The organism is Niallia sp. CD-39 (assembly GCF_059874745.1).
This window is the reverse complement of the sequence record NZ_JCBCPS010000005.1, coordinates 170,657-194,814: the sequence shown is the minus strand read 5'-3', so window position 1 is coordinate 194,814 and position 24,158 is coordinate 170,657. Positions and strand designations below refer to the sequence as shown.

Genomic DNA, 24,158 nt, shown 5'->3' with positions numbered 1-24,158 from the left:
CTATAAATCGACTAGTTATACAACTGTATCATTTGTAGCAAAAGGCATCCTTAATTTGATGCCTTTTCTTTTTGCATAAATGGATGAATCATTCTTCAATTGAATAGGAGAGATCAAATGTACAAAAAAGTCATGTCACCTAAACAAAGAAAAGAATTTGACAAAATCAAAGGTGTATCCTGGAAGCTAGAAGGCTATGAAATGGAATATGGTAAAAAATCATCAGAATTATTTCTTTTTTTTGTTGAGGATACTGCAGGGGGAACCGTTGAATTCACACCATATGGTGATGAAAGCGAACAAATGATTAAGGATTTATTCGAGCCAGTTATTACAGAGGAAATGAAAGTGGTAGAGATTGATAGTTTTTCAGTGCTCCCAGCTTTTAGAGGGAAGTTAGGAACAGAAATTGTGTCTTACATGATTCAATACGGAAAGGAGAATGGTTACACGCATGTTGTTGGCCTCATTGACCCAGATGTATATGAGATGTTTATTGCTCGATACAACTTGGTTGGGAAAAAAATTGATGAGAGAAGATGGTATAAAGGGGATGATGTCATCCCGGTTTTATATGATCTCGTAGAAATATACAATCATTTACATACTAATAAATACAGTTGGTTTGAAACGGTTGCTGAAAAAAGGGAAGGTGCACATGTCTGATGGATACAGAATTATTAAGAAGACGAAATAACTGGGTCGTGCTTGTTTTTGCTGCGACGGTGACGGTTGTACAGATTTTAAACTTGATTGTAGATCAAGACTATTTTTTATTAGTTATTGGTGTGTTAGCGACACTTTACGGAATAGTTGCTCCAATCACATACATATCAAATAAACCAAAATATCGAGATAGGATGGCGCCGTGGATAAAGTACTTTAATTTAATCATTATTGGTGTATCGATGTTTTTTGTGATTTTAGCAGACCCACATATGATTAATATCATGAGCTTATTTTTCTTTGTGGCTATAATGGGAATTTACCAGGATAAAATCATCAATACTTTATCGATTACGATTACTTTAGGTATTCTGATCTTCTACTTTCTTACTTTAGGTCAGGAAATCTTCCACTCAACCAATATCGAAGATTTGTTTTACTATATCATCATGTTCTGCTTCGTTTCCGTATCTTGCTTTATGCATTCAATATTTAATAATAAAGTTCAACATGAATTAGAGGATCAGAAGAAAGAAGCGATTGAATCAAAAGAATCGATGCAACAAATGCTACAAAACATCCAAGACTCCTTGCTATCTGTTAAAGCATATCAAGAGCAATTAAACAATACAACAGAACAAACAAATGAACAATCAACAGAGATTATTGAATCGATTCGATCGATTGTAAATTCATTTGATACCCAAATGGAACATTCCGCATCCTTGTCTAAAGAGATGACAAGTGTAGCTGGACAAATTCAAGAAATTACTTCATCAGTCACTGAGATGAATGGCTATGTCGTGTCGACAGTGGAAGCAACAGATGAGACAGGTAATCGAATTGCCCATTTGGACGGTGACTTAGAGGAGTTTAATGTAAACATTCATAGTACAATTCGTCTAATGGATGACCTTTATCAAGAAACTGAGAATATCGAAAAAATAATTCAAACAATTACGAACATTTCCGCCCAAACGAACTTGCTTGCATTGAATGCAACGATTGAAGCAGCGAGAGCTGGGGAACACGGGAAAGGGTTTGCTGTTGTTGCAGATGAGGTTCGTAAGTTGGCGGAATCATCACAAGAATCATCCCACTCAATCTCCGATTTACTTATGGCCATTCGTGAAAAAATTGAGGATGCTTCAAATACGATTTCCATGTCACAAACTGCGATTGAGAAGAACCGTCATGGAATGGAAGAAGTAAAAGCCATTTTTAAAAACGTTGATGTTTATATGCAAAGTTTTTCTGAGAAAACAAATATGCTCCAAGAGTTTATAATGCTTGTACAAGGAATGATGGAGGAGATGGAGGCAAAAGCAGAAATCAGCTCAACAATCACCGATCAAAGCAAAAATAGCCTTCATGATGTATTAAACTTAGTATCTTCACAACATGAAGATATTCACTCCATTTCTAAAGGGTTTGAAAATCTTGAAAAGCAATTTCAAAAATTAAATGTGACTAAATAACAACTGAGCCGTCCAGTATTGGGCGGTTTTCTTCATGTCCTATATCCCCTATAATAATGGTAAAGCTAGAATGTTAGGAGAAAAAGATGAAACATCCAAGAAAAATTCATGCAGTAATAGGTTTAATGGTGTTATCAATGGTATGGTTGATCGGTTGCGGCAATCACCAAGCGAGTAAGGTTGAAGTAAGTGGCGAGATGATTGTTCATTTTATCGATGTTGGTCAAGGAGATGCTACCTTGCTTCAAGGGGAAGACTTTACGGTACTAATTGATGCAGGAAATCAAGGTGGAGACGAAGTCGTGACCTACTTAGAAGAAATATCTTTAGAAAACATCGACTTAATAATTGGTACACATCCACATGCGGATCATATTGGCCAAATTGATCAAGTACTAGGGCAATTTCCTGTTGGTGAAATTTGGTTGAATGGAGAGGAAATGTCCTCTAGAACGTTTGAGAAAGTCATTGATTCTATTCTTGCTTCAGATGTCACATATGAAGAACCTAGAGCTGGAGAGAAAGTTGAAATAGGATCGTTAAGGGGGGAAGTTTTGCATCCAACCTCTTTAGATGGAAACGTGAATGATAATTCAATTAGTGTGAAATTTACATACGGTGATGTCGAGCTTTTATTTACTGGAGATGCTGAAATTCAAGCAGAAGAGCAAATGATTCAGGCTTTTGATGTAAGTGCAGATGTTTTCCATGTTGGTCACCATGGCTCGAATACATCAAATAGTGAGACGTTTTTACATAGGGTGAATCCTGAGGTTGCGATCATATCTGCGGGTCAAGATAATATGTATCGTCACCCACATGATGAAGTCATTGCAAGATTGAAAGCTCTTAATGTGGATATCTATGAAACAGCTCAGAATGGAACGGTTCTTCTTTATACAGATGGCAAGAATATTCGTATAGACAACACCTCCATCATGGTTAAAGAAAAACCGCAGGCTGAGCCAAACATTAGCTGTAAAGACGGGGATATACGGATTAATGTTGCTTCGGAAGAAGAACTGCTGCAAATTCAACATATTGGAGAAGAGCGTGTGAAGCAAGTAATCAAGGAACGCCCCTTTGCTTCTTACTTGGAATTAGAAAGAATAGATGGTATTGGCGAAGCACGAATGAACGAAATAAAAATGCAGAACATCATTTGTTTTCAATAAAGGAGGGGACGATCATGATCGAAAAGGCATATGTTGATCGATTTGAAGATGGAAAACTTGCAGTATTGCTCGTTGGCGAATTAGAAGTTGAATCTATAATCCCTGTCTCACAGCTTCCACCTGACGTTAAAGAAGGGGATTGGGTAAAAGTTGAAATCGAGGCGAATCGCATTGAATCGATAGAGTTTGATGAAGCATACAACAAACAAGCTAAAGACCGAATCAAGCGAAAAATGAATGCATTGAAAATGAAAAAAGGTGGTAGTCGCTTTAAAAAGGAATAGCAAAAATTAGGGAGGAAGAGAGATGAGGCGACTAGTCTTTCTTCTTACTTAATGCTTTGGTTCTTGGTACTGCCATTTTTGAAACAAATAAATGAGTATAGCTAGTGTTACAGAAACAAGATATATGACAATATGTATGTTGCTTTCTATTTTGTAAATGCCTAAGTATTCATAAATATTTAAAATGCCGAAGGCAAAAACAAAATCACTCACCACGTTTAAAACTAAATAAAGAACAAAATTACCAAAGGTAAAATAAAGAAAAATGGTCGGTAGTACAATATAGATTCCATAAATAAATGGTGTAGTATTCGTAAGTGGGAATACAGTTTCGACCACCTCAAGCAGTCCGTAACGCTCATACAATTGAAAGATGATTGTAAGAATTAATGCACAAAATAATCCACCAGGTAAGAAACGCTTCACTCTTTCTTGATCGAGAAAATAAAAAAGCCCATAGGGTAGAATTAGTAAGGACCATAAAAAAAGTTGAGTAAACATAACAAATTCCTTTCTATACGAGCTGTTATAGTGATAGCTTTTACAATAAATTGACTTTTCATGAGGAATGTTGAAGATAAATTTTACAAATTGTAACAGGATATCTCTCGTTTTGTCTCGAAAGTACAATGAAAGGGATTTCATATAGGAGTGATAAAATGGTAGAGAATTTAGGAATAGGTGTATATTTAATTGATTTAATGGACCTTAACCAACAGAGAAGAACAGGTTCTTATATATTGAAGAATGAGGAAGATGAGGTTGTAGTGATAGAAACGAGTGCAAGTCCATCCGTTCCTCACCTCATTAATGGTTTGAATGAGCTAGAAATATCACTTGATGATGTGAAGCATGTGATTGTGACACATATTCATTTAGACCATTCGGGTGGTGCAGGCTTGTTTTTGCAAAGCTGTCCGAATGCAACTGTGTATGTTCATCCAAAAGGAAAAAGACATCTTGCCAATCCAAATAAGTTAATAGCAAGTGCTAAAGGTGTTTATGGGAAAGATTTTGATCGTTTGTTTGACCCAATTCTGCCAATAGATGAAGAAAGAATTGTCGCAATGGAAGATGGAACAAGCTTAAGAATAAGTGAAGAACGTACGCTTACATTCTATGACACGCCAGGACATGCGAGACATCATTTTTCAATCCACGATTCTCTAAGCAATGGTATATTTACCGGAGATACGATCGGAGTACGATATCCGCAAATTTTAGATGAAGGCTACGAGCTTTATTTGCCTTCGACTTCACCAAACCAGTTTCATGAAGATGAAATGAAGCTTTCCGCAGATAAGATTTTAAGCTTACATCCTGACCGAATTTATTTTGGGCATTATGGAATGAGCGAAAACCCATCAGAGGTTATACGGCAACTTAAATATTGGCTACCGATTTTTGTGGAGGAAGGAAAAAATGTAGTAAGTGTTCATAAAGACAAAACGTTCATGGAACAAGCAAATATCTTATTTGGCAACTTATATAACGCTGTTTATACTCATCTAAAGGAAAAAGATATTCATGTTTCAGTAGATGCAGCAGAAATTTTAAAGATGGATATGAGGGTTAGTGCAATGGGGGTTATTGACCGTCTTCAAAAATAAAGTTTAGCGAAAACCGTAAATTTCATTACTGAATGAAATTGAAGTACAATAAAAGGTAAGCACATCTTTGTTCGGTGGTGAGGAAATGGAAATTGATAATATTCTTAGCAGATTGAAGAAGCGAACTCCAATGATTTTAGGAAGTGAGAGCTTTGTAAAGTTTGCGGTGTTATTGCCAATAGTTGAATTAAATAATGAATATCATGTTTTATTTGAAGTTAGATCATTAAAAATGCGCCGTCAACCAGGGGAAATATGCTTTCCAGGCGGAAAGGTTGACCTTGAAGATGACAATCAGCAAATGACGGCAATTCGAGAAACAACAGAGGAGCTGGGGATAAAAGCGAGTTCCATTGAGAGCATAGCCCCGTTGGATTATATGATCTCCCCATTTGGAACGATCATCTATCCTTTTGTCGGAAAAATCAACAGTATTCAAGAAATCAAACCCAATCCAGACGAAGTTGAGGAAGTTTTTACAATTCCATTATCTCAGCTGAAAAAACAAAAACCGGATATCTTTCATGTAGGATTTCGAATAGAGCCAGAAGAAGGCTTTCCATATGAAGCAATCGGTGGAAAGGAATACAATTGGCAAACGAGAAGGATGGAGGAATATTTTTACTACTTTGAGGATAAAGTAATTTGGGGATTAACAGCGAGAATCCTTTTCCATTTTCTTCATTTAATTGAAGAAGAGTGAAAAAAGATTGACAATTAAGAAATTTATCCATAATATGAGTGTAACAATATCATGAATATGTTCTTATCAAGAGAGGTGGAGGGACTGACCCAGTGAAGCCTCGGCAACCGGCAATCAATGCACGGTGCCAAGTTCAGAGGAAGAAATTCCGTAGATAAGAAGGCTTGAGAATATGCTCTTACATCAACCTTCTGATCATCAGAAGGTTTTTAGTATGTATAATCTTGATTATAAAGTAATTTGAAAATAATTAATATTCAGTTTTTTTATATTGACATCGTAAATATGTTGTTTTATAATCCAATTAACTAATTAGCCTTTTAAAGCATTAATTGAATAAAAACTTATCGAGAGTGACGGAGGGATCAGGCCCTAAGAAGTCCGGCAACCTTCAAGCGAAAGCTTGAAAAGGTGCTAAATCCTGCAGATGCTTAGCATCTGGAAGATAAGACGAGGAACCCCTCTTCTTATTGAAGAGGGGTTTTATATGTTAGAAAGTATATCTCTTTATACGTAGTAGTGATTGTTTATATCCAAGTAAAAACATAAATTTAGGGGGCTTTATCAATGACGTCAAATTACAATGCATATGAAGATGAGACAATATTATTACATGGAGGACAATCTCCAGATCCAACGACCGGATCTCGTGCAGTACCAATCTACCAAACAAGCTCGTATGTGTTTCATAACACAGAGCATGCACAAAGCCTCTTCTCTCTTGATGAAACAGGCAATATCTATTCACGAATCGGGAACCCGACTGTGGATGTGTTAGAAAAAAGAATTGCATTGTTAGAGGATGGGGTCGCAGCGGTTGCAACTTCTTCAGGTATGGCTGCCATCGCCTTGAGCATTATGAATATTGCTCAAGCAGGAGATGAAATTGTCGCAGCAGCTAATTTATATGGAGGCACTTATAACTTATTCGCAGTGACTCTACCTAAATATGGAATTAATGTAAAATTCGTTGATGCAACCGACCCTGAGAATTTTCGAAGTGCTATTACATCAAAAACAAAAGCCGTGTATGGAGAAATCATCGGCAACCCAAGCCTTCATGTGCTAGACATTGAAGCAGTTGCTGAAATCGCCCATAGCAATGGTCTTCCCCTTATTATTGATAACACATTTGCATCCCCCTCACTTTGTAAACCAATCCAATGGGGAGCAGACATTGTCATTCATTCTGCAACAAAATGGATTGGTGGGCATGGAACGACAATTGGAGGGCTCGTTGTTGATGGAGGAAGATTTAATTGGAATAGCGAGAAATTTCCTGGATTCACACAAAAGGATGAAAGTTATAACGGGATTGTGTATGCAAATGAGTTCGGTACATTAGCATTTAGCACGAAGCTACGTGTACAACTACTTAGAGATTTCGGTTCAAGTCTAAGTCCGCATAGTGCATTCCTGCTATTGCAAGGACTTGAAACTCTTCATTTACGTATAGAAAAACATAATGAAAATGCTGAGAAAATAGCAGAGTTTTTACAAGATCATGATTCTGTTGCATGGGTATCCTACCCAGGTTTAGCAGAACATCCTGCTCATAAATTAGCACAAAAGTATTTAAACGGTGGGTACGGCTCAATTGTTAATTTTGGTATTAAGGGAGGGCGTGAAGTTGGTAAAAAAGTGATCGACGAAATTGCGCTCTGGTCACATGTTGCCAATGTGGGTGACGCAAAGTCTCTCATTATCCATCCAGCATCGACTACACACCAGCAATTAACAAAAGAAGATTTACTAAAATCTGGCGTGACAGAGGATTTAATTCGATTATCCGTAGGAATTGAATCCGTTAGAGATTTAACAAATGATCTTGATCAAGCGTTTTTTAACGCCACGGGGATTTCTTCACTAGGTAAAAAGAAAGGTGAAACAGCGATAAATGATGAAGGTGTAATTCGCTGGGCATTAAATTCCTCAACAGTAAAAGAAGAAGTGGAAGGGAAAGAAGTACAACGCCAAAAAGCCATTGCGGTTGTTGGACTTAGTGGAAACCCAGCCCGACCAAGTTACCGCCTAGCTCGAAAAATGCAGCGCTTAGGATACAAGATTGTGCCAGTAAACCCGCGTGAAACAGAAGTGCTAGGTGAAAAAGCTTATCCAGATTTGCCATCGATTCCATTTGGTATTGATATAGTTCAAGTTTTTAGAAGTCCAGATGCAGCAATAGACGTAGCGAAAGAAGCATTGCAAATTCATCCAAAGGTATTTTGGTTACAAGAGGGTGTTATTTCACCAAAGGCCGTTGAGGTAGCGAAAGATGGTGGGCTAGAAGTTGTGCAAAATCGCTGTACGTATAAAGAGGCACAGCGGCTTAGAGGAACAATTACAACCTTTGCATGTGAAATATAAAATAAGGAGATTGCGAAATGAAGAATAAAAGATCCTTTTTCATACCATTGATTTTGAGTTTGCTATTAATGGGGTGCTCAAGCAGTGCTGGTGGCAGTGAAAAGCCTAGCAAAATTGTTCTAGACTATGCTTATTATTCTCCAACAAGTGTTGTACTAAAGAAATTTGGTTGGGCAGAAGAGGTTTTTGAAGAAGAAGGAATCGATGTTGAATTCGTTCTAAGCCAAGGAAGCAATAAAGCATTAGAATTTCTCAACAGTTCGAGTGTCGATTTTGGTTCAACTGCTGGAGCCGCAGCATTAATCGCGAAGGCAAATGGATCACCAATCGAATCTGTCTACATTTATTCAAAGCCTGAATGGACAGCACTATTGACAACAGGGGATTCAACTATTGAAACGGTGGCTGATTTAAAAGGGAAGAAAGTGGCAGCAACAGTTGGAACAGATCCGTACATCTTCTTACTTAGAGCGTTAGATGAGGCGGGGATTGCTCATTCAGAAGTTGAGGTAGTGAATTTACAGCACTCTGATGGAGCAAGTGCTTTAACAACAAATCAAGTTGATGCTTGGGCTGGTCTTGACCCACATATGGCGCGAGTTGAAATTGAAACAAATTCAAAATTTGTTTATAGAAATGCAGATTTTAATACGTATGGAACGCTCAATGTTCGTAGTGCATTTGCTAAAGACTATCCTGAATATGTTGAAAAAGTGATTGAAGTTTATGAAAAGGCGAGAAAATGGGTGCTTGAAAACCCCGAAGAAACGGCAGAAATCTTAGCCGAAGAAGCACAAATTACGTTAAATGTAGCTAAAAAACAACTTGAAAGAAATGATTTCTCAAATCCAATCCCTGGTGATGTACAAAAAGAAGCATTAAATGCTGCTGGTATTGTCCTTCAAAAAGGGGATATTATTCAAACTTCTAAGGATGTAGAAAAGTTAGTGAATGAATTAATTCAACCACAGTATGCAAATGAAGTGATTAAGTAGGAGGGTCAATTAATGAGTTTGAAAGCGACTGCTGTAACGCAAGCCTATAAAGAAAAGGAAACAAGAAGAGTAAAAATCAATCAGAAAGTAAAGATGGCAGCGTTAGGAGCAGTCGTCCCACTTCTTCTTCTTCTCGTATGGGAAGTATTAAGCAGAGCCGGCTATTTTGCCCCGCATTTGTTGCCAGCTCCATCGATTGTATTTTCACGAATCGCATCCATGGTTGCAGATGGTAGTCTTTGGGCGCACGTCGGAATTACATTGTATCGATTATTTATTGGCTTTCTTATTGGCACTGTGGCTGCTGTAATTATTGGTTCAGTCGTCGGTTATTTAAAAAAAGCAGAAAGCTTGTTTGATCCATTGATCCAAGCGTTTCGTTCCATTCCATCATTAGCATGGGTACCATTATTTATTTTATGGATGGGGATTGGTGAGCCATCGAAAATTGTTCTAATTGCAGTAGGTGTGTTCTTCCCTGTTTATTTAAATATTGTTTCTGGCATTCAAGGTGTTGATCGTAAGTGGATTGAAGTAGGGAAGATATATCATTTTTCATCTTTTGATTTAATTCGAAAAATCATTTTGCCTGCAAGCATGCCGTCATTCTTAGTAGGGTTGAGAAGTGGCTTAGGTTTAGGATGGATGTTTGTAGTAGCAGCAGAACTTATGGGGGCTAGTACAGGAATTGGTTATTTGCTCGTATACGGGCAGAACATCTATTCACCAGACTTAATCATTTCTAGCATTATTTTATTTGCAGTATTAGGGAAGGGTACTGACGCTATTCTAAAGTCGATAGAAGCACGAGCCTTACACTGGCAAGACACACTAGATAAACGAGGTGGTTAAGATGCTTTCAATTGAGCGTGTTACTAGACTTTTTTCAAACGGTGAAACAGGCTTTCAACACATTAATCTATCGATTGATCAAGGTGAAGTAATAGGGATATTAGGAACGAGTGGGTGCGGGAAAAGTACATTATTACGAGTATTATCAGGCTTAGATTCCAACTACAGCGGTGTTGTAAAGATTGATGAAGAGCAAGTTCAAACCGTTCATGAAAAAATTGGGATGATCTTTCAGGAGCCGCGTCTATTTCCATGGTTAAATGTGAGTGATAATGTGTCGTTTGGATTGAAAAATGATGTGAACAAAGGAAAAAAAGTAGCTGAATATTTGGAAGCGGTCGGCTTAACAGGATTTGAACGCCATTTTCCTAAAGACTTATCAGGAGGAATGGCACAGCGGGTCGCGATCGCTAGAGCATTAATTACTGAACCTGAAATTTTATTATTGGATGAACCGTTTAGTGCATTAGATGCGTTTACGAAAATGCAATTGCAGGAGTTGCTGCTTGCAATCTCTCAAAAATACAATACGACGATTCTACTCGTTACTCATGATATTGATGAAGCCCTTTATTTATGTGATCGAATTGTCATTATGACAGGTCAGCCTGGAGAAATTAAAGCAAAAATATCGGTCGATAAAGAAAAGCCTCGTGCAAGAGGGGATGCAAGATTAGGAGAATTGAAGGAGCAAATTCTTGAACTACTCGATTTAACGAAACAAGTGCAACGAAGATGAGGAGGAAATAATATTGGCTGTAACAAAACACGAAGTCATTGAAGCAACAGGGGCTAATTATCATTTATCTGATTATAATGCACAATACAAGCATTATAACTGGAATGAAGCAGGTCAACATTTTAGCTGGAGGAAAACTGGGCAAGTAAATATGGCATATGAATGTGTTGACCGTCATGTAGCCGACGGTTTTGGAAATAAACCAGCACTACATTATATCCTTGACGAAGTTGAGAAAAAGATTACGTATAAAGAATTAAAGGAAAAAACGGATCAATGGGCTGCGGTGTTAAGGAATCACGGGGTGAAAAAAGGGGATTTTGTATTCATCTTCTTACCGAAACACTATGATTGCTACATTGCTATGATAGCTGCCATTAAATTAGGTGCAATTGCTGGGCCGCTGTTTGAGGCATTTATGGAGGAAGCAATTAAGGACCGTCTCGCTTATTGTAAAGGAAGGTTCTTAATTACAGACCATATATTAGGTGAACGTGTTCCGCGAGCTGATCTTCCTCACCTAGAAAAAGTCTTCTACACGACATCGTCCTCATCAATTCACGATGACGATGTTTTTATTTATGAAGAAATCAAACAGCTAAGTGGAAAAGAAAAGATTATCGAATGGGTGGAGCTGGATGATGGATTGAATATTCATTATACAAGTGGATCCACTGGAAAGCCTAAAGGAATTATCCATTCTCACCGAGCGATGATTCATCAATATGAAACAGGCAAGTTCGTGCTTGATTTACATGATGAAGATGTGTACTGGTGTACAGCGCATCCTGGCTGGGTGACAGGAACTGTCTATGGAATATTTGCTCCCCTATTAAATCGAGCTACAATTGTTATTCACGGTGGCCGGTTTGATGCTGCCTCATGGTATAAAACGATCGAAAAAGCGAAAGTAACTGTCTGGTATAGTGCGCCTACAGCTTATCGTATGCTTATGTCAAAAGGGAATGAATTGCTGCCCCATTATGATTTGCGGTCACTCCGTCACTTATTAAGTGTTGGAGAACCATTGAATCCTGAAGTGATTTATTGGGGAGTTGAAGCACTTAATAATCGAATTCATGATACGTGGTGGATGACTGAAACAGGTGCACAATTGATTGTTAATTTTCCATCTCAACCGATTAAACCCGGTTCTATGGGAAAACCATTCCTTGGCATAAAGATAGCAATTTTAAATGATGAAGGTAAAGAAGTTCCTAGAGGATCCATCGGTCATTTGGCTATTAAAGCTCCTTGGCCAGGATTGATGAAAGAAGTTTTACGAAATAAAGAAAAATACGATAGTTACTTTCCATTTGCAGGGTGGTATGTATCAGGAGATTTAGCGATCCAAGATAATGATGGGTATGTGTTCTTCCAAGGAAGAAGCGACGATATGATTAATTCATCAGGGGAAAGAATTGGCCCGTTCGAAGTGGAAAGCAAGCTAATAGAACATCGAGCCGTAGCAGAAGCGGGAGTCATTGGTAAGCCTGATGACCTAAGAGGTGAAATTGTGAAGGCATTTATTGTATTAAGGGGCGGCTATAAGGAATCAGATGAATTATTAGATGAAATTCGTCAATTTGTTCGCAAGAATCTTGCTGCCCATGCCTACCCAAGGGAATTAGAAGTTGTTCATGAGCTTCCGAAAACAAAAATCAGTGGAAAAATTTTGCGCAGGGAGTTAAAGGCGAGAGAGCTAGCGAAGTTAAAGAGATGAGGGGTGAAGGAGCTTTGAGTACGCTGCATATAGGTTTATTAGGTTATGGTACCGTTGGAAAAGGGGTATATAGCTCGATAAATAAACATCAACAACGATTAAAGCAATTGCTTGGCAAAGAGGTGAAAATTGTCGCAGTATTAGTCAAGCACTTAGATAAGCATACATTGCCGCACTCTGATGTACTTTTAACTGATGATATTGAAGTGTTTTGGAGGCTGCCAAAGCTGGATGTACTAATTGATGCAATTGTGGGTGTTTTGCCCGCCTATCAATATTTACAAACAGCAATTGAGCGTGGCTGCCATGTCATCACGGCCAATAAAGAGATGTTTGCTCATCATGGAGTGGAGTTGCAAAAGTTAGCGATACAACATGAGGTAACGGCTGGATTCGAGGCAACAGTTGCTGGGGGTATTCCAATTATTCAAACGTTGAAGCGATTGCTCAATGCAAATAAGGTTCATAAAATAGAAGGAATCTTAAATGGGACATCTAATTTTATTTTGTCAAAAATGAGAGAGGAGAACCAATCCTTTTCAGAAGCCTTAAAACTTGCACAAGAATATGGTTATGCTGAAAGTGATCCAGCGAATGATATTGAGGGGTTTGATGCTTTTTATAAAGCAGTGATTCTAAGCCAAGTCGTCTTCGGCGAACAGCCGAATTGGAGCGAAGTTGATAGGAAAGGGATTGATCATCTTCAACAAGAGGAAATTCATGCTTTTGCACAATTAGGGTTACGCTTCAAACATGTTGCATCTTTAAAAAGAACTAAAGCGGGAGTTCATTGTACAGTAAAGCCAGTGTTAGTTGGGGAAGATCATCCGTTATTTCATATTGAGGATGTTCAAAATGCCATTCATATTGAAGCAGATATTGTGGGTTCCATTAGTCTTCAAGGACCGGGTGCTGGAATGTTCCCAACTGCAAGCGCAATTATCGAAGATATTGTTCATATTCACGAAAGAAATAATGAACATTTTTTTGCCGGTGAAGAGGATGGATTTCATCTTGAAAAAAGAAGATTATTAATTGTGAATGTCACTCGAATACCGAAGGATGTAAAGATTGTAAAACAATTAACCGATACCCATTATGTGCTTGAAATTTCTGGAATGAATGAGATAAATGGATATGAGCTCTTATATACAAATGAAGCAAGATGGATTGATTCAAGCATAATCAAACAAACGTAAAAAACCCACATTCACTGTGGGTTTCTTACGTTAACGCATATCTTTATCTTGCAAATTTAGGAAATGATAAGATTCATTTCCTTTAATTTTTCTTATCAATATACTTGCAACTATTATTGGGATGGTGTGTTTGCTTGTTGATTTTGAAGTAATTTTACATTTAATAAATCCTTCATTTGGACAGTTACAATTTTTGCCCCGATTTGTACATGCACCATATTGTCATAGACTGCAGTAACTAAACCATTTAATGATACATTTGCCCCAATATTTACATGCTTTTTCTCAGAATTTGTTTGATTACTGTTCCCCATCGGATCACCATCCATTCGTTAGTATACTTACAATTATATAAAATAAATATTACCCGTTTACAGTAAAATAAACGTTAGATAGCAAAAAGTCTAGTAAAAAGCTCATTTTTTTGTTCGACAATTTTCAGAATCCCCACTTTGAAGTGACCGTTTTTGTCGCATGTTTTTGAATTGACATGAAGCGTGGCGTATAATGACAACAGAAGAGTAAAAGGATGTGGAGTTTTTGAGAAAGACACTTGGATTTATTGGTTGTGGAAAAATGGCTCAAGCAATTATTGGAGGACTGATTACAGCAAAAGCTTGGGATGAAACGGAGATCATCGTAAGTGCGAAAACAGAAAAAACTTTATCAAAAGTTCAAAGTATGTTTAATATTCAGACTTCAATAAGCAATACCGAAGTGGCTCGTAAGTCTGATTTATTATTTTTAGCGATTAAGCCGAATGTACATAAGGACATAATTAATGAAATAAAAGATATCGTCAAGAAAGATACGATCATCATCACAATGGCAGCTGGAGTCGATTTGGCTTACATTGAAGATACATTTGGTTTTCCAATAAAAGTTGTTCGTTCTATGCCAAATACACCTTCCTTTGTTAGGGCGGGAATGAGTGCAATAAGTGTGAATGAGTCTGTTACAGATGAAGACGTTCAAGTGGTTACAAATTTGTTTTTAACTTTTGGAACAGTTGAAATGATTCAAGAAGAGTTAATGGATGCAGTACCAGCATTAAGTGGATCTTCACCTGCCTATATTTACATGGTAATAGAGGCGCTTGCTGATGGCGGTGTGCAATTAGGCTTTTCAAGAGAACAAGCATATCGAATGGCATCTCAAGCCGTATTAGGGGCAGGTAAGATGGTCCTTGAAACCGGAATGCATCCAGGAGAATTGAAGGATCAAGTTTGTACACCAGGAGGGGCAACAATTGCAGCAGTCACACAGCTTGAGAAAAGTCAGCTACGAGGAGCCATATTAGATGGCATGAATCAATGCTTTGAAAAAACGATTCAATTAAGTGGAAATAGTAAAAAAGCGTAAGGGTTCACCTTACGCTTGCAGACTGTTGACAAACGCTCGCATACGTCGTTGTTTGTCTCATTCGTCCCCTCATGAACCATGTGTTCTATTCGGGTCTTCATTCGACTTCACGCCTAGTCTGACAAGCGTTTTCAAGACAATCTGAGGGGTTTCTCTACTTATTAAATATTCCATAGATAAAAATGTAGACAAAGTCGATTCCTGACTTTGTCTACATTTTTATCGTAGTACTTTTTGATAATAAGAGAAACCCTTAGACTGCTTTAGAAGGACTATTCATTTCCTTCAAAAAAGCAATTGAATCAATTATTTAGTGTGGTAAAAACACGAGCTGATAGATAAACAATACCGCGAAAATATAAAGTAATGGGTGAACTTGTCTCCATTTTCCTGTCGCGATTTTTAATAATGGATAAGAGATGAATCCTAGCGCAATACCAGTGGCGATGCTTGAAGTTAAAGGCATAGTTAAGATAATTAAGAAAGCAGGGAATGCCTCATCAATTTCTCCCCATTTGATTTGAGCAATTGAACCCATCATTAAGCTACCTACAATAATTAGAGCTGGAGCAGTGATCGCTGAAATATTTGAAACTGCACTCACAAGTGGTCCAAAAAAGGCAGCCAAGATGAAGAGAATTCCAACGGTTAACGTAGTTAAGCCTGTCCGTCCACCTGCTGCGACACCTGAGGTCGATTCGATGTAAGCGGTTGTTGGACTTGTACCAAAAATTGAACCTGCTGTTGTGGCAATCGAGTCACTTAGTAGTGCCTGACGTGCACGGGGCATTTTATTTCCTTTCATAAGACCAGCCTGCTGAGCAACCCCAATCATTGTTCCAGTTGTATCAAAGATCGTAACTAATAGAAATGAGAAAACAACGGCATAAAGGCTGTGCTCAATTACGCTACTTAGTGCTGTTAAAGGATTTGTAATCATAAGCCCATCTGGTAGTGAAGGCATTGCTACAAAACCTTGCTTAAACTCTAAATGTCCAGTGGCAAATGCAATAATTCCAGTGAGAATCATTCCATAAAATAACGCGCCATTTAATTTTAATGCCATTAAAATGAGAGTTACGGCTAATCCAAAAATAGCTAAAAGCACTTGTGGAGAATGAAGATCTCCTAATGTTACTAAATTACTTGGGTGACTTGTCACAAGACCTGTTAAACGCAATCCAATGAAAGCAATAAATAATCCAATTCCTGCAGTAATACCATGTTTTAAATTTTCCGGAATTGCCTCTATTAGCTTTTTACGGAATGATGTTAATGAAAGAATTACAAAAATAATACCAGCGATAAACACTGCTGCAAAAGCAACGGTATAATCAATATTTCCATGAGAACCTACGACCGAATAAGCGAAATATGCATTTAATCCCATTCCTGGAGCAATAGCAATCGGATAATTTGCAAATAAAGCCATCCACAATGTTCCGACGACTGATGCGATGATTGTTGCTAAAAAGACTTGCTCAAAAGGAACTCCAGCATCGGCTAATATGACTGGGTTTACTACGACAATATAAACCATTGTTAAGAATGTTGTAATCCCTGCGATTACTTCAGTTTTCACAGTTGTTTGATTTTCTGACAGTTTGAACATGATGCCCTCCGTACTTATATAATTCTGAACGATTTTCTTTGTGGCAATCTTTTTTATAGTATGTCTAAGTGGTTGTGGTTTATTAGAAAATCGCCCTTTAGTAAAACCAACTTTTCTATTCTAACTCTTTAAGGATAAATGTGAAAGGTGATTTTGCGCATTTTTACGTTTAAATAAGTAAAAATCATACATAAATTATTATGTGAAAAATGTCACAATCTTTTCGAAAATGATTTCTTAATAATAATAATTATCGATATATAATCAAAGTGAGGTTAGTGATACAGATCACAAGATTTCTTAATGGAGGGGTTCATATGAAGAAAATGAAGTTTATCCTTATGATTTTATTTGCTGCTTTTTTAATGGCTGCTTGTAGTAGTAATGAAGATACTACAAAAGATGCAAATGAACCAGAAGAAGAAACACCAGTAGTAGATGAAGAGTTAGAGGCAGCAAAAGCAATGTTTGAACCGCTAGGCGATGTACCTGTACCGGAAGATAATCCAATGACGGATGAAAAAGTAGAGTTGGGAAAGATGTTATACTTTGATCCAAGATTGTCTGGTGACAATAAACAAAGCTGTATGTCATGCCATGCTCCAGGAGCTGGATTTGGTGACGGAATGTCTACATTCGTAGGCTTTGAAGGGTTTCAAGGACCACGAAACAGTCCAACAGTCATCAACTCAGCTTATTACCCAGAGTTATTTTGGGATGGACGTTCAAACAGTTTAGAGGATCAGGCGCTTGGACCGATTCAATCAGAGGTTGAAATGAATCAAGATTTAGACGAGTTAGTCATTGAGTTAAATGGAGTACCAACTTACGTGAAAATGTTTAATGATGTATTTAATGAAGAAATAAATGCAAATACGATTGCAAAGGCATTAGCAACATTCGAAAGAACCATTGTTATAAATGATACAGCCTTTGATCGTTACTTAAAAGGCGAAGAAGATGCAATTTCAGTTGATGCAAAAGAAGGTATGAAACTTTATGTAGGAAAAGCAGCTTGCATAACATGTCATGCAGGGCCAATGATGTCCGACTTCTCTTATCATAACTTAGGAATGGAAGGGGATCTTGGAAGATTTGAAGTCACTCAAAATGAACAGGATAAAGGTGCATTTAGAACACCAGGACTAAGGGGCGTTGCCTATACAGCACCGTTTATGCATGATGGAAGCCTCAAAACACTTGAAGATGTCATTGTATACTATAATGACGGTGGCGGAAGTCATCCGAATAAAAGCCCTCTTCTAAAAGAATTAAATTTAACTGATAAAGAAATTAGCCAACTCGTAGCTTTCTTAGAGAGTATGAGTGGAGAACTTCCAAAGGTTGATACACCTGAACTACCTTAATTGATTATATGATATGCCAGAGAGCCTCTTAATTTTGTAAGAGGCTCTCTGGCTGTTTTTAAAGAGAAATAATTATTAATTATGTTTTTAGTACCATTCTTTAGGTTCATAGTTTAATTCTCTAAATAATTGGTTTCGTTCTTTTTTGGATAAATCTCGCCACTGTCCTGGAGGTAGTGATCCTAAATGAATATTCATAATTCGTGTTCTTTGCAATCTATATACTTCGTACCCTAATTCAGCACACATGCGTCGAATTTGGCGGTTAAGCCCTTGAGTTAAAATGATTTGAAAGTCAAACTTTGATAATTGTACGACTTTACAAGGAAGTGTTACTGTACCTAAAATTTTCACTCCCTCTGACATCTTCTTTAAAAATTCAGGAGTGACTGGTCGATCGACTGAAACGATGTATTCCTTTTCATGATGGTTTTCTGCACGAAGAATTTCGTTTACAATGTCGCCATCATTCGTTAGAAGAATTAATCCCTCTGACTCTTTATCTAATCGCCCAATATTAAAAACTCTTAGTGGGTGGTTCACCAAATCAACAATATTTCCTCTTACACCTTTTTCTGTTGTACTTGTAATACCAACAGGTTTATTTAACGCAATATAGACATTATTTCTTGCAACATGAATGGGGTTTCCATCTACTAGAACAAGATCTCCAGGTTCAACTTGACTACCGATTGTAGCGCGTTTTCCGTTGATCGTAACTCTACCATCAGTAATTAATTTATCAGCACCACGTCTAGAAGCCTTGCCAGATTCACTTACAAATTTATTAATACGCAATTTTTCACATCCTTAATAGAACGTTGTTTTATTAGATATTAACTATACTGCATTTTTAGGTAGAATCACAAACGTTTATTTAGAAATATTGAATTAAGAAGACTAGTATAGATTGATTATTCCATATCTTTCTGATAATATAAAATTCTTCTCACGCGACATTGTTACCGTTTTCCTTCTTTGCGGCTGAATTGATATAGGAGGTAAGACAATGGCAACTAATCAAAACTCCGATTTTTCACAAGAAACCCAACGACTAGATTTTACACAAAGGTATATGGATGTCGTCATAAAAACGGCAGAAACAAACAGAGAACATTTCCAAGAGAACATGAAAGAAGCTTTCGGTGATGTAGACTGGCTTGAGTCGAGCTTGAGCTATGTTTCATTATTAACGAATGCGCGTTTTTTTGAAATGTCTAAAGAAGAATTATCGAGTTTGAAAAATGCAAAAAAACAACCTTATTTTGCTAGATTGGATTTTCAAAGGTATGATCAGAAAGAAACTGAAAAGATTTATTTAGGAAAGACATCTCTCTATTCAAGGGAAACCCAGGAGCAAATCATTGTCGATTGGCGTTCACCCATTGCAAATCTGTATTACGAAGGTCGACTTGGTGAGGTCCATTATGTTGCTCATCAAGAAGAGTTTTTCGGAAATCTATTATTAAAACGACAATTAATGATTGAAGAGGGGCAGCTACAGGAGATAAGGGATATTGATTTAACAACGACAGATGAATTGCTTCAAGAATCACTGGCTAAAAGTTCAAGCAATCGTTTAAGCGAAATCATTACTACGATTCAAGAAGAACAAAACAGAATCATTCGAGCGGACTTAAATCGTCCAATCATTGTTCAAGGTGGAGCAGGGAGTGGAAAAACCACGATAGCATTGCATCGCATTAGCTATTTCATTTATCAATTTAAAGAGCATTTCGAGCCAAATCAATTGATGATTATTGCTCCAAGTAAGCTTTTTATTAACTATATATCTGACGCTCTTCCGGATCTTGGTGTAGAAAAAGTAAAACAAACAACCTTTCAATTGTATGCTGAACAATGTTTAGGGAAGAAGTTGAATATTCTTCCAGACGATAAACTGATTGCATTTATTGAATCAAAGGATGAATTAGCTGAGTTAAAACGCGTAACTTATTTGAAAAGTTCCCCGGTTATTCATAAGATTTTAACAAATTATATACATCATATTTCGCAATCCTTTCGACCTACAGAGGATTTTTTTGTTGATCGATTCAGATTGTTTTCAAAAAAGAAATTTTGGAATTTATTCCAAACAGACTATCAATATTTGCCTCTCTACCGTAGAGTTGAAAAGTTGAAAAATGTCCTTCAAAATACCGTGAAACAAAAGAAATCCACGATTCGGAAACGAGTGGAAGATTTTTATGAGGCAAAACTAGATCGAGCACTTTATCATAGAGGTGATCCTGAATTAAGAAGAAAGTACGTGTCCAAAGCGTTGGATATGAAAGAGAAAAAGTTGAAGGATTTAGATTTATCGATTAAAACTGCTGTACGCACTTACATGGGTCAATTTCCACGAAAAAACATATTTCAGTATTATGAGGAATTATTTGAACCGTCATTTTTTCAGGAACTGGCTAATGGTGAACTGACAAAAGAAGAAGCTGAGTTAATCTGTCGTTATACGAATGAACGAATCAAGAAAAAGAAGTATGAAAGAGAAGATTTAGCTTTGTTGCTTTACTTGAAGGTTCACATTTATGGGATTGATAAAGAGCTTAGAATGAAAAATATTGTGATTGATGAGGCACAAGATTATTCCTTTATGGAGCTGTTAGCGCTAAAAAATGCTGCTGATACAGATATGTTTACATTAGTAGGAGACCTTGCGCAAGGAATTCATTCATATCGCTCGATTCCTTCTTGGGAACTAATCAAAGAGCGAATCTTCCCTAGAGCTGCTTATGCAGAGCTTCAGAAGAGTTATCGGACGACTGTCGAAATAATGGAGCAGGCAAACATACTATTGCATAAATATCCGCAATCTTTTCCAAAAGTAATCCCAGTCGTTCGCCATGGAAAGAACCCAACCTTTATTAGAAGAGGGAAAAACATTGCTCACCAAATTGAAAAAGTAATTCAGTCGATTCGTGAGGAGGGTAGAGAAACAATAGCATTAATAGGAAAAACGAGGAGTGACTGTCAAAAGCTTGTCTCCTGTTTTAAGAATAAAGAAGAAGTTCATTTACTAGAGGAGCAGGAGGATTTACCGAAGAATAAAGTAGTGATTGTTCCATCGTACCTTGCAAAAGGGTTGGAGTTTGATGTGGTCATTCTTTTTTCATTAGAAGAAAAATATGAGCTTCAATCACTAATAGATATAACCTTACTTTATGTAGCAATGACGCGCCCTTTACACGAGCTGTACTTTATAGGAGATAAGAAAGAGGACTTCTTACTAGAATGAATAAAGCGTAGACAAAGTTGAAGATTGACTTTGTCTACGCTTATTTAATTTAAATATTCATTTCATCTGGAAGAGGGGATTCGATTACGATCTTTTCAAATGTAAACGGATGGACGAATTCTAACTTGGCTGCATGCAAGGCAAGCCTAGGAAACGAATCAATGATTCCATATAAAGGATCTCCAGCAATTGGATTACCTAAATGACTCAAATGGACTCTAATCTGGTGTGTACGTCCAGTATCAAGTTGGCACTGAACCAAGCTCAGTTTCTTCCGTTGGTTTAATCCAAGCCTTTGAAAACGTGTGATTGCTTTTTGTCCATTTTCTGACACTCTGCGCCTAGTTGCATGGTGACGATCGCGACCGATTGGTTCATCGATTATGCCACTCTTTTGATTCATTAATCCATGAACAACAGCAGTGTAAGTCCGTTTAATTTCTCTTTTTTCTAACATTTGATCTAAGATGGCACCAGCTATCGCATGTTTAGAAAAAAGAATGACCCCTGAAGTATCCTGATCAAGCCGATGTATATGTCTAATTTCTCTATTCTCTCCAGATAAAATCATATGTCCAACTGCAACGTTTAATAGCGTATTAGTGGTTGTATCATCGTTTGGATGTGTAAGCATGCCTTCAGGCTTATTCCAAACAATCAGATGTTCATCTTCAAATAAAATGTCGACCTCTTCAAAGGATGGTTCAATAGTTAACGTATCTGATTGGAATAAATGAATCATAATACGATCTCCTTCTTGAAGGGGTGTTAACCAGTTAGGATCTTCACCATTCACTTTGACACCTTTGTCCATTCTTAGTTTATGCAAAGGTTTTTTCGGAAAATGAAAATGGTTTTTTAATAAAGTCTCGAGTGTGTTATTTGCCAAATCTGCTGTGATAGTGAATTCATACCAATCACCAATTCTTTTAGTTTTTATCATCATCTGCTCCTTAATATATAACATATGCCTATTTTACTTTAAATCTAGAGAAGGTGAATAGGAAAATCGAATGTGTTTATTTCAACTTTTTTGTCATAAATACATTACGCTAGTTATATTTGGTGTAAAATAGAGGGAAATGCGTGGGTATAATTACCATGAATCATTGCATCTTTCCTATGTTATCCTTAGTGGGTAAAAATGATTTATGAAAAATCTCACATTTTTGTATGAGATGCTTATTGCTTTCTAATTTTAATATAAATGGAATAAGAATGTGTATTTACATAGAGGGTGGTTTTTAAAATGAGAATTGTTTATGCTTCTACAAGGCAGCAAGAAGAAGAAATTGTCGCCTTAATCGAGCAGATTTATCATGACATCTTTCCAAGATATTTTTCGGAAAAGGAAATTGCATCTTTTAAAAACTTAAAAATATTGCATATATCACCAGATCATTTTGAATATTTCGGCACGTTAAGAGAAGCATATGAAGTGATAGCAAGCTTACAAACGATTATTGCCATATTAGATACGGAAGAGCGTTCAGAAAAATATCGAGACATCTTTACGAAGAATGTTTTTACGTTAGAAAAAATGGATTTACTGTTCCCATTCCTATATGATCAGTTTTCTGAACAGACGATTGCATTGACACATAAAAGAGATAGTGAAATTTATTCCACATTTACTAAATATGTTATGTAGATGTATAACTTAAGGTAAGGAATCCTACGCATTTATAAAGAAAAGAGGATCTTGATATCAACTCAAGATCCCTTTTTCTTTATTGTATATTTGTTTTAAACCATTCTGCATAGTGCTCTTTTGAGCGTAGTCCTGTCAGTCTTTCCACTTCTTGTCCATTTTCAAAATGAATGATCGTTGGTGTTTCTGTAATTCGATATTGATTAAAGCCAGCGTTAAACTCTAGCAGGTTATACTGAAGAAGGTCAACATCCATTTCTTTTGCTAACGGAGAAAGAATCGGTGTTGCTTGATTGCAATATTCACATAACGGGCTAAAGAAATAAACGGTTGTTGCATCACCAGCTTCAAGGCGTTCTTCCAATGTATCTGGCAGGATAATGTTCTGATAATTTGGATCATCTAATTGTTTTATGGTCTCTGGCTCCAGTGTTGTTTTTCCATAAACATTATCTTCAGGAGCTTTCTTCTGCTGGTTGTTTAATACGGCAAGAGCGACGAATAATGCGATGATGATAGCTAAAAAAATAAGGATTTTTTTCATTGTTTAAATTCCCTTCTTAGTGTTTTCCAAATGATAAAGCTTAAAATGAATATCATTAAAAATGCAACAAGTGCTAAAAATGGGATGGTAATAAATCCGAGCCAATTAATGTAGTCACTCGTGCAAGGAATAACTCCGCAAGAGTAGGCATTTTCTTGTAAAATGTCAATTTTTTGAATGCTATAATGATAAAGAGAAATGCTTCCACCAATCGCGGATAGGATCATTGCATAAAAGCTGATTTGTACATCTTTTTTTATAACTGCTAATCCTAAAAGGATGGCTAATGGGTACATAAAGATTCGTTGATACCAGCATAAATCACATGGAATATATCCTTTAATCTCTGAGAAGTAAAGGCTGCCGAATAGAGCTATAATTGATACGCACCACGCATAAAACAATTTTGTCTCAAGATTTCTACTGTTTTTTTCACTCATTCAATCCGTTCACCTCACCTATATATCGTTACGATTATACTGCTCGTTTAAAGAGATGTAAATGAAGAAAGTGAATTTGTATAAAACTTCACAATTTCCTCATTTATTATTCAAATTTTATTGAGAAATCGATAAAAT

The 24,158-nt window shown here is 36.9% G+C and carries 23 protein-coding genes and 2 riboswitches; of the genes, 16 read left to right on the top strand and 7 right to left on the bottom strand.

Annotated elements, in window-relative coordinates; translation table 11 throughout:
* Positions 1 to 117: 117 nt before the first annotated feature.
* The 4 genes from AC6F34_RS13085 to AC6F34_RS13070 all read left to right on the top strand — a co-directional run bounded on the left by AC6F34_RS13085 (position 118) and on the right by AC6F34_RS13070 (position 3,603).
* A complete protein-coding gene (locus AC6F34_RS13085; RefSeq protein WP_500772823.1) occupies positions 118 to 666 on the top strand; it encodes a GNAT family N-acetyltransferase in 549 nt (182 codons plus the stop codon).
* A complete protein-coding gene (locus AC6F34_RS13080) occupies positions 666 to 2,144 on the top strand; it encodes a methyl-accepting chemotaxis protein (protein ID WP_500772821.1) in 1,479 nt (492 codons plus the stop codon). Before AC6F34_RS13085 ends, AC6F34_RS13080 begins: the two co-directional genes overlap by 1 nt.
* A gap of 86 nt (positions 2,145 to 2,230) precedes the next feature.
* Positions 2,231 to 3,319 (top strand): MBL fold metallo-hydrolase, encoded by a 1,089-nt coding sequence (locus AC6F34_RS13075; protein ID WP_500772819.1) that lies wholly within the window; start codon positions 2,231 to 2,233, stop codon positions 3,317 to 3,319.
* Between the two features lie 14 nt (positions 3,320 to 3,333).
* The gene (locus AC6F34_RS13070) at positions 3,334 to 3,603 is read left to right on the top strand and encodes a DUF3006 domain-containing protein (RefSeq protein WP_500772817.1); all 270 of its coding nucleotides are present in this window, start codon (positions 3,334 to 3,336) and stop codon (positions 3,601 to 3,603) included.
* Between the two features lie 48 nt (positions 3,604 to 3,651).
* Here the strand turns inward: AC6F34_RS13070 and AC6F34_RS13065 are convergent, their stop codons facing one another.
* Positions 3,652 to 4,104, bottom strand: coding sequence for a hypothetical protein (locus AC6F34_RS13065; RefSeq protein ID WP_500772815.1), 453 nt, complete (start codon positions 4,102 to 4,104; stop codon positions 3,652 to 3,654).
* 158 nt (positions 4,105 to 4,262) lie between these two features.
* Between AC6F34_RS13065 and AC6F34_RS13060 the strand changes: the two genes are divergently transcribed.
* From AC6F34_RS13060 to AC6F34_RS13025, 8 genes are all read left to right on the top strand, one after another.
* Positions 4,263 to 5,213, top strand: a complete 951-nt coding sequence (locus tag AC6F34_RS13060) for an MBL fold metallo-hydrolase (RefSeq protein ID WP_500772813.1) — start codon at positions 4,263 to 4,265, stop codon at positions 5,211 to 5,213.
* An 85-nt stretch (positions 5,214 to 5,298) separates the two neighbouring features.
* Positions 5,299 to 5,916, top strand: a complete 618-nt coding sequence (locus AC6F34_RS13055) for an NUDIX hydrolase (RefSeq protein ID WP_500772811.1) — start codon at positions 5,299 to 5,301, stop codon at positions 5,914 to 5,916.
* A 60-nt stretch (positions 5,917 to 5,976) separates the two neighbouring features.
* A riboswitch (SAM riboswitch) is annotated at positions 5,977 to 6,077 on the top strand.
* 180 nt (positions 6,078 to 6,257) lie between these two features.
* Positions 6,258 to 6,368: riboswitch (SAM riboswitch) on the top strand.
* Positions 6,369 to 6,483: 115 nt separating this feature from the next.
* Entirely contained in the window at positions 6,484 to 8,283 is a 1,800-nt protein-coding gene (locus AC6F34_RS13050) for a PLP-dependent aspartate aminotransferase family protein (RefSeq protein WP_500772809.1), read from the top strand.
* Between the two features lie 17 nt (positions 8,284 to 8,300).
* A complete protein-coding gene (locus AC6F34_RS13045; protein ID WP_500772807.1) occupies positions 8,301 to 9,278 on the top strand; it encodes an aliphatic sulfonate ABC transporter substrate-binding protein in 978 nt (325 codons plus the stop codon).
* Positions 9,279 to 9,290: 12 nt separating this feature from the next.
* On the top strand, positions 9,291 to 10,130 hold the full coding sequence (locus tag AC6F34_RS13040) for an ABC transporter permease (protein WP_500772805.1): 840 nt from the start codon (positions 9,291 to 9,293) through the stop codon (positions 10,128 to 10,130).
* Position 10,131: 1 nt separating this feature from the next.
* Complete coding sequence (locus AC6F34_RS13035) at positions 10,132 to 10,869, top strand: ABC transporter ATP-binding protein (RefSeq protein WP_500772803.1); 738 nt, start codon at positions 10,132 to 10,134, stop codon at positions 10,867 to 10,869.
* 13 nt (positions 10,870 to 10,882) lie between these two features.
* The gene (gene acsA, locus AC6F34_RS13030) at positions 10,883 to 12,592 is read left to right on the top strand and encodes an acetate--CoA ligase (protein ID WP_500772801.1); all 1,710 of its coding nucleotides are present in this window, start codon (positions 10,883 to 10,885) and stop codon (positions 12,590 to 12,592) included.
* A gap of 14 nt (positions 12,593 to 12,606) precedes the next feature.
* A complete protein-coding gene (locus AC6F34_RS13025) occupies positions 12,607 to 13,791 on the top strand; it encodes a homoserine dehydrogenase (RefSeq protein WP_500772799.1) in 1,185 nt (394 codons plus the stop codon).
* A gap of 113 nt (positions 13,792 to 13,904) precedes the next feature.
* Here the strand turns inward: AC6F34_RS13025 and AC6F34_RS13020 are convergent, their stop codons facing one another.
* Positions 13,905 to 14,105, bottom strand: coding sequence for a hypothetical protein (locus AC6F34_RS13020; RefSeq protein WP_500772797.1), 201 nt, complete (start codon positions 14,103 to 14,105; stop codon positions 13,905 to 13,907).
* A 226-nt stretch (positions 14,106 to 14,331) separates the two neighbouring features.
* On the opposite strand from AC6F34_RS13020, the gene proC reads away from it, so the two are divergent.
* A complete protein-coding gene (proC, locus tag AC6F34_RS13015) occupies positions 14,332 to 15,153 on the top strand; it encodes a pyrroline-5-carboxylate reductase (protein ID WP_500772795.1) in 822 nt (273 codons plus the stop codon).
* Between the two features lie 310 nt (positions 15,154 to 15,463).
* On the opposite strand, the gene AC6F34_RS13010 is transcribed toward proC, so the two are convergent.
* Positions 15,464 to 16,765, bottom strand: coding sequence for an NCS2 family permease (locus AC6F34_RS13010; protein ID WP_500772793.1), 1,302 nt, complete (start codon positions 16,763 to 16,765; stop codon positions 15,464 to 15,466).
* Positions 16,766 to 17,082: 317 nt separating this feature from the next.
* On the opposite strand from AC6F34_RS13010, the gene AC6F34_RS13005 reads away from it, so the two are divergent.
* On the top strand, positions 17,083 to 18,132 hold the full coding sequence (locus AC6F34_RS13005) for a cytochrome-c peroxidase (RefSeq protein ID WP_500772791.1): 1,050 nt from the start codon (positions 17,083 to 17,085) through the stop codon (positions 18,130 to 18,132).
* Positions 18,133 to 18,219: 87 nt separating this feature from the next.
* On the opposite strand, the gene rluF is transcribed toward AC6F34_RS13005, so the two are convergent.
* Complete coding sequence (gene rluF / locus AC6F34_RS13000) at positions 18,220 to 18,930, bottom strand: 23S rRNA pseudouridine(2604) synthase RluF (RefSeq protein ID WP_500772789.1); 711 nt, start codon at positions 18,928 to 18,930, stop codon at positions 18,220 to 18,222.
* A gap of 211 nt (positions 18,931 to 19,141) precedes the next feature.
* Between rluF and helD the strand changes: the two genes are divergently transcribed.
* A complete protein-coding gene (gene helD, locus AC6F34_RS12995; protein ID WP_500772787.1) occupies positions 19,142 to 21,385 on the top strand; it encodes an RNA polymerase recycling motor HelD in 2,244 nt (747 codons plus the stop codon).
* 49 nt (positions 21,386 to 21,434) lie between these two features.
* Here helD and AC6F34_RS12990 read toward each other — a convergent pair whose 3' ends face one another.
* Positions 21,435 to 22,328 (bottom strand): RluA family pseudouridine synthase, encoded by an 894-nt coding sequence (locus AC6F34_RS12990; RefSeq protein WP_500772785.1) that lies wholly within the window; start codon positions 22,326 to 22,328, stop codon positions 21,435 to 21,437.
* Positions 22,329 to 22,634: 306 nt separating this feature from the next.
* On the opposite strand from AC6F34_RS12990, the gene AC6F34_RS12985 reads away from it, so the two are divergent.
* Positions 22,635 to 23,036, top strand: coding sequence for a DUF5365 family protein (locus tag AC6F34_RS12985; RefSeq protein ID WP_500772783.1), 402 nt, complete (start codon positions 22,635 to 22,637; stop codon positions 23,034 to 23,036).
* Between the two features lie 79 nt (positions 23,037 to 23,115).
* Here AC6F34_RS12985 and AC6F34_RS12980 read toward each other — a convergent pair whose 3' ends face one another.
* Together AC6F34_RS12980 and AC6F34_RS12975 are read right to left on the bottom strand one after the other, a co-directional pair.
* Positions 23,116 to 23,580 (bottom strand): thioredoxin family protein, encoded by a 465-nt coding sequence (locus AC6F34_RS12980; RefSeq protein ID WP_500772781.1) that lies wholly within the window; start codon positions 23,578 to 23,580, stop codon positions 23,116 to 23,118.
* Entirely contained in the window at positions 23,577 to 24,020 is a 444-nt protein-coding gene (locus AC6F34_RS12975; protein ID WP_500772779.1) for a disulfide oxidoreductase, read from the bottom strand. Before AC6F34_RS12975 ends, AC6F34_RS12980 begins: the two co-directional genes overlap by 4 nt.
* Positions 24,021 to 24,158 lie beyond the last annotated feature (138 nt).

Coding starts and splice junctions, on each gene's coding strand:
- AC6F34_RS13075 (WP_500772819.1), top strand. CDS start 2,231: ATGAAACATCCAAGAAAAATTCATGCAGTAATAGGTTTAATGGTGTTA.
- AC6F34_RS13070 (WP_500772817.1), top strand. CDS start 3,334: ATGATCGAAAAGGCATATGTTGATCGATTTGAAGATGGAAAACTTGCA.
- AC6F34_RS13050 (WP_500772809.1), top strand. CDS start 6,484: ATGACGTCAAATTACAATGCATATGAAGATGAGACAATATTATTACAT.
- AC6F34_RS13035 (WP_500772803.1), top strand. CDS start 10,132: ATGCTTTCAATTGAGCGTGTTACTAGACTTTTTTCAAACGGTGAAACA.
- AC6F34_RS12975 (WP_500772779.1), bottom strand. CDS start 24,020: ATGAGTGAAAAAAACAGTAGAAATCTTGAGACAAAATTGTTTTATGCG.
- AC6F34_RS13040 (WP_500772805.1), top strand. CDS start 9,291: ATGAGTTTGAAAGCGACTGCTGTAACGCAAGCCTATAAAGAAAAGGAA.
- AC6F34_RS13080 (WP_500772821.1), top strand. CDS start 666: ATGGATACAGAATTATTAAGAAGACGAAATAACTGGGTCGTGCTTGTT.
- AC6F34_RS13055 (WP_500772811.1), top strand. CDS start 5,299: ATGGAAATTGATAATATTCTTAGCAGATTGAAGAAGCGAACTCCAATG.
- AC6F34_RS12990 (WP_500772785.1), bottom strand. CDS start 22,328: ATGATAAAAACTAAAAGAATTGGTGATTGGTATGAATTCACTATCACA.
- AC6F34_RS13005 (WP_500772791.1), top strand. CDS start 17,083: ATGAAGAAAATGAAGTTTATCCTTATGATTTTATTTGCTGCTTTTTTA.
- AC6F34_RS13065 (WP_500772815.1), bottom strand. CDS start 4,104: ATGTTTACTCAACTTTTTTTATGGTCCTTACTAATTCTACCCTATGGG.
- AC6F34_RS13010 (WP_500772793.1), bottom strand. CDS start 16,765: ATGTTCAAACTGTCAGAAAATCAAACAACTGTGAAAACTGAAGTAATC.
- AC6F34_RS13020 (WP_500772797.1), bottom strand. CDS start 14,105: ATGGGGAACAGTAATCAAACAAATTCTGAGAAAAAGCATGTAAATATT.
- AC6F34_RS12985 (WP_500772783.1), top strand. CDS start 22,635: ATGAGAATTGTTTATGCTTCTACAAGGCAGCAAGAAGAAGAAATTGTC.
- helD (WP_500772787.1), top strand. CDS start 19,142: ATGGCAACTAATCAAAACTCCGATTTTTCACAAGAAACCCAACGACTA.
- AC6F34_RS12980 (WP_500772781.1), bottom strand. CDS start 23,580: ATGAAAAAAATCCTTATTTTTTTAGCTATCATCATCGCATTATTCGTC.
- AC6F34_RS13085 (WP_500772823.1), top strand. CDS start 118: ATGTACAAAAAAGTCATGTCACCTAAACAAAGAAAAGAATTTGACAAA.
- AC6F34_RS13060 (WP_500772813.1), top strand. CDS start 4,263: ATGGTAGAGAATTTAGGAATAGGTGTATATTTAATTGATTTAATGGAC.
- AC6F34_RS13045 (WP_500772807.1), top strand. CDS start 8,301: ATGAAGAATAAAAGATCCTTTTTCATACCATTGATTTTGAGTTTGCTA.